The following is a 4,954-nucleotide window of genomic DNA, read 5'->3' as shown; positions in this document are numbered from 1 at the left end:
GTCTACGACATCAGCTCGAAAGCGGCTCTCGGGACCACCTCAGAGCGCCGCGTCGAGCGATCCGGCCCGACTCGCGCCGGATGATCGCGCTCGATCACTGTTGTAGTGGTTGTCCGCGCCGACCGACACCACTGCAACCAGGATCGAGCGCGATCACCCGGCGCGCGAGGGCCGGGCAGTGCCGCGCGGAGACCAGGCACTGCCGCGCTAGGTCAGAGGGCGATGCGGACGGCCGCCGTGAGGACCAGCTGAGCCAGGGACGCGGGGACCAGCACCAGCCAGCAGAGGCGTTGCAGCTGGTCCTCGCGGAGCCGGGGGTAGGACACCCGGAGCCAGATGATCACGAAGGAGACCGCGAAGATCTTGAGTAGCGTCCAGAGCCAGCCGAGTTGGTCATCGGCGAACGGGCCCTGCCAACCGCCCAGGAACAGCACAGTGGTCAGCGCGGCGATCACCACGATGCCGACGTACTCGGCGAGCAGGAAGAACGCGAACCGCAGACCGGTGTACTCGGTCATGTAGCCGAATACCAGCTCCGAGTCGGCCACCGGCATGTCGAACGGCGGCCGACGGATCTCGGCCAGCCCGGCGACGAAGAAAATGATCATCGCGGGTGCCTGCCAGAGCAGCCACCACGGCTGCCAGGCCTCGACGATTCCCGACAGGCTGAGCGTGCCGGCGGCCATCGCCACCGACGCGGCGGCCAGCACCAGCGGCAGCTCGTAACCGAGCAACTGGGCCGCCCCGCGCAGGCCGCCGAGCAGGCTGTACTTGTTGGCCGACGCCCACGCCGACATCAGCACCGCCACCACACCGACGCCGACCACCGCCAGCACGAAGAAGAGGCCGATGTCCAACGGTTGCCCGACCAGGTCGTCCGGGCCGAGCGGAATGACCAGCAACACGAGCAGGTAGGGCACCAGGGCCACCGCCGGCGCCAGCCGGAACACCGCCCGGTCCGCCTCGCGCGGCGTGATGTCCTCCTTCTGCACGAACTTGACCCCGTCGGCCACGAGCTGCGCCCAACCGTGGAAGCCGCCCGCGTACATCGGGCCGAGCCGGCCCTGCATGTGCGCCATCACCTTGTGCTCGGCCTGGCCGACGAGCAACGGCAGGGTGAGGAACGCGACCACCACGCCGCCGATCCGGAGCACCAACTCCACCCAGAGCGGCATCAGGGCGTACCCCCGTCGTGGTCGCTGCGGTCGGCGGGAGCCGGGGCGTCGGCGGTGCCGGCAGGCCGGGGAGTACGCGCCGGACGGGCCCCCGGGGCGGGCCGGGCCGGGCGCTCACCGGCCGGTCTGGCCGGGGTGCCGCCACGCGGGCCCTCCCCCACACCACCGGCGCCAGCCGGGGTGGGCGTGGGCCCCCACTCGCCCGGAGCGGGAACGCCCGGCGGACGGATCGGTCGGCGTCCTCCGCCGGCCTCGGACTCGCCCGGTTCCTTCGCACCCGGCCACGGTTTCGCCACCCGGGAAGCGAGCACGAACTCCTTACGCAGCGGATGCCCCTCGAACTCCGGGGGCAACAGCAGCGGCAGCAACTCCCCGTGGCCCGCGAAGTCGATGCCGAACATCTCGTGCGTCTCCCGCTCGTGCCAGGCGGCACCGGGGTAGACGTCGACCACCGAGTCGACGGTCGGTGCGTCGCGCGGCACCCGGGTACGCAGCAGCACCCCGTGGCGCAGTCGGCTCGACCAGAGGTGCGCCACCACGTCGAAGCCGTCGGCCAACTCGTCGACGGCGGAGAGCCAGTCGAAGAAGTCGCAGGCCAGTTCAGTGTCGTCACGGGCGGCGGACACCGCGGCCAGCCAGCTCGCCGGAGGTACGTCGACGGTGGCCCGGGCGAACCGTTGCCCGCCGGAGACCGACGGGGTCACCGCGACCGGCGCGAGCAGCGCGACCAGTCGAGCGCCGACCTCTTCGGGAGTCATGCCGCTGATCCTAGTGCCGGCCGGGCCCGCACCTGCCCGCCGCCGACGCCAGCCGATCTCGCGGCTTTGGACGCGGTGCACGTCCCGGCGGGGAAAGATGAGGGCGTGCGCGCTGTGACGGTGAGACCCGGGGTCGCCAACTCGCTGAGCCTCGTCGAGGATCAGCCGGAACCGCCTGCCGAGGAGGGCGCTGTCCTCGTGGAGGCGCTGGCGGTGGGGATCTGCGGCACCGACCACGAGATCATCGCCGGGGAGTACGGCGATGCGCCGCCGGGCGCGGACCGCCTGATCATCGGGCACGAGTCACTGGGACGGGTGATCGAGGACCCGAGCGGAACCGTGCAACCCGGCGACCTGGTGGCCGGGATCGTCCGGCATCCCGACCCGGTGCCCTGCCCGAACTGCGCGGTCGGCGAGTGGGACATGTGTCGCAACGGCCGGTACACCGAGCACGGCATCAAGGCGCTACCCGGGTTCGCCCGCGACAGGTGGCGGATCGAACCCCAGTTCGCGGTCAAGCTCGACCCGGCGCTGGCCCAGGTCGGGGTGCTGCTGGAGCCGACAAGTGTGGTGGCGAAGGCGTGGGACCACATCGAGCGGATCGGGCACCGGGCCGAGTGGCAGCCGCAGACCGTCCTGGTCACCGGGGCCGGGCCGATCGGGTTGCTGGCCGCGTTGCTCGGCACCCAACGTGGGCTCGCCGTGCACGTGCTGGACCGGGCCACCGATGGGCCGAAGCCGGAGCTGGTCGCCGGGCTCGGCGCCACCTACCACGCGGTGCCGGTCAACGACCTGCCCTTCGAACCGGACGTGGTGATCGAGTGCACCGGCGCGCCCACAGTGGTGCTCGACGTCATGTGCAAGGCGGGCCCGACCGGAATCGTCTGCCTGGCCGGGGTGTCCAGCGGTGGTCGGATCATCGACTTCGACGCCGGGGCGCTCAACCGGTCCCTGGTGCTGGAGAACAACGTGGTGTTCGGCTCGGTGAACGCGAACCGGCGGCACTGGAACATGGCCGCGCAGGCGCTCGCCCGCGCCGACCAGGTCTGGCTCGAGTCACTGATCACCAGGCGGGTGCCGGTGAACCGGTACGCCGACGCGTACACCCCCGGGCCGGACGACATCAAGGTGGTGCTGGAGTTCGCCTCCTGAGCGACGCCGCGCCCGATCAGATGCCCGGCAGGCGCCCGTTGCGGAACAGGTCGACGAAGAGCTGGTGGTCCTGGCGGGCACGCACCCCGTACGCGTGCGCGAAGTCCACCAGGTGGTCGACGAAGCCCGCCTCGTCGGCGTCCACCGCCGCGACGATGGCCTCCTCGGTGGAGTAGTCCACCAGGTCGTGGCTGGACTCGTCGTCGGCCACCGAGTGCATCCGGGCCACCGCCCGACCCAGGTCGACGAGCACCCCGGTCAGTTCCTCCGGCTCGTTCACGTCCGACCAGTCCAGGTCGGCGGCGTACGGGGAGACCTCGGCGACGAGCTGACCGGCCCCGTTCAGCTCGGTGAAGCCCAACCACGGGTCGGCGTGCGCCTGCAACGCCCGCTGCGACTCGGCGGTCCGGTGCCCCTGGTGCTGGAAGTAGCCGCGGACCGACTCGTCGGTGACGTACCGCGCCACGGCCGGGACCTGCGCCTGCTTCATGTAGATGACGACGTCGTTCTCCAGCGCCTGGGTGTGCCCCTCCAGCAGCAGGTTGTACGACGGCAGCCCGGCCGAGCCGATGCCCACCCCCTTGCGCAGCACCACGTCCTTGATCCGGGCCGCCACCGGGCGGAGCTGCGTCGAGGCGGCCGGCAGGGTGCCCAAATAGTCGTGGAAGGCGGCGCTGACCAGGTCCCGGGTGGCGGCGTCGATCTCGAAGACCCCGTCGCCGATGGAGAAGCGTCGCTCGTAGTTGTCGATGGTGGTCTGCGCGGCGAGCAGGTCGACGCGGGTGTTGAGCCGGGCCCGCTGCAGCACCCGGCGCAGCACCCCGTCGGCGTTGTCCAGCGTGATCGAACCGATCGCGTCGTCACCGCCGGCGGCGATGGCCCGCAGTTCGGTCAGGTACGACCTGGCGAAGCCGGCCACCAACTCCCCGATCGCGGTGTCGGAGAGCGCCTTGCCGTAGCCGAGCAGCGCCACGCTGGCCGCCAGCCGGCGCAGGTCCCAGGTGAACGGCCCGACGTACGCCTCGTCGAAGTCGTTGACGTTGAACACCAGCTGCCCGGAGGCGTTCATGTAGGTGCCGAAGTTCTCCGCGTGCAGGTCACCGTGGATCCACACCCGGCTGGTCCGCTCGTCGAGATACCTGTCATCGGCGAAGTCGCCGAGCTGGTCGGCGTAGAACAGCGCGGCGCTGCCCCGGTAGAACGCGAACGGCGAAGCCGCCATCTTGCGGAACTTGCGGCGGAAGGCGGCCGGGTCGATCGCCATCGACGCGCCGAACTCCTCGGTGAGCACGTCGACGATGTGGGCGGAGCGCTGGTCAGCTGAGCTGCTCATACTGCGCAGGCTAGTGCGGCGGGTCCATAACGGGGTGGCGAACGACCCGGCCATCGATGATGCTGTCTGGGTCACGGAGCGGGGGCCCGGATTCCACGGTTACGTCCGTCGATCGTGTCGTCGCCACGGGCGGCGGCAGGTCCCCTCGCCGGGCGTCGACCTTGGAGGACCAGATACATGTACCGAAAAACGGGGACCCTGCTCACCGCCGCACTGCTCGGCCTGACCGCGACGATCGGCTGGGCCGTACCGGCCACGGCCGCACCGGCCGCGGCGGATGCGCCCACCTTCTCGCTGAGCCGGCTGGTGCTCGAACCGACCGAACGCGGCTACCGGGGCAGCCTTCGGGTGACGATCACCAACAACAGCGACAGCACCCAGGGCTTCTACTTCCAGATCCGGGAGGCGGTGGCGGGCTCATTCTCCGGGGGTGCGGAGTCACGCTGCGAATCCGACGGCGTGGAGGAAGGGCTGTTGGTCCGCACCTGCGCCCTGCCGCGTGGCAACGACCTGGCCCCGGGTGAGTCCCGCCGGGC

The 4,954-nt window shown here is 71.0% G+C and carries 4 protein-coding genes and 1 pseudogene; 2 read left to right on the top strand and 3 right to left on the bottom strand.

Translation table 11 applies throughout. The annotated features are described in order from the left end of the window. Nucleotides 1–212: 212 nt before the first annotated feature. Together KBX53_RS22155 and KBX53_RS22150 are read right to left on the bottom strand one after the other, a co-directional pair. Complete coding sequence (locus KBX53_RS22155) at nt 213–1,175, bottom strand: complex I subunit 1 family protein (RefSeq protein WP_210861411.1); 963 nt, start codon at nt 1,173–1,175, stop codon at nt 213–215. Continuing rightward, nucleotides 1,175–1,933 carry an NADH-quinone oxidoreductase subunit C gene (locus tag KBX53_RS22150; RefSeq protein WP_210861408.1) on the bottom strand — a complete coding sequence of 253 codons (759 nt, stop codon included), beginning with the start codon at nt 1,931–1,933 and terminating at the stop codon, nt 1,175–1,177. The genes KBX53_RS22155 and KBX53_RS22150 overlap by 1 nt, the downstream gene beginning before the upstream one ends. 105 nt (nt 1,934–2,038) lie before the next feature. On the opposite strand from KBX53_RS22150, the gene KBX53_RS22145 reads away from it, so the two are divergent. Further along, nucleotides 2,039–3,085: a glucose 1-dehydrogenase gene (locus tag KBX53_RS22145; protein ID WP_210861406.1), complete on the top strand. Its 1,047-nt coding sequence runs from the start codon at nt 2,039–2,041 to the stop codon at nt 3,083–3,085. 16 nt (nt 3,086–3,101) lie between these two features. Here the strand turns inward: KBX53_RS22145 and KBX53_RS22140 are convergent, their stop codons facing one another. Continuing rightward, on the bottom strand, nt 3,102–4,418 hold the full coding sequence (locus KBX53_RS22140) for a DUF2252 domain-containing protein (RefSeq protein ID WP_030329813.1): 1,317 nt from the start codon (nt 4,416–4,418) through the stop codon (nt 3,102–3,104). A gap of 177 nt (nt 4,419–4,595) precedes the next feature. Between KBX53_RS22140 and KBX53_RS22135 the strand changes: the two are divergent. After that, a pseudogene (locus tag KBX53_RS22135) lies at nt 4,596–4,954 on the top strand (hypothetical protein); the annotation flags it as partial.

This window comes from Micromonospora sp. M51, assembly GCF_018070305.1.
GTDB classification, from domain to species: Bacteria; Actinomycetota; Actinomycetes; order Mycobacteriales; family Micromonosporaceae; genus Micromonospora; species Micromonospora parva.
This window is presented reverse-complemented; position numbering and strand designations above follow the sequence as displayed.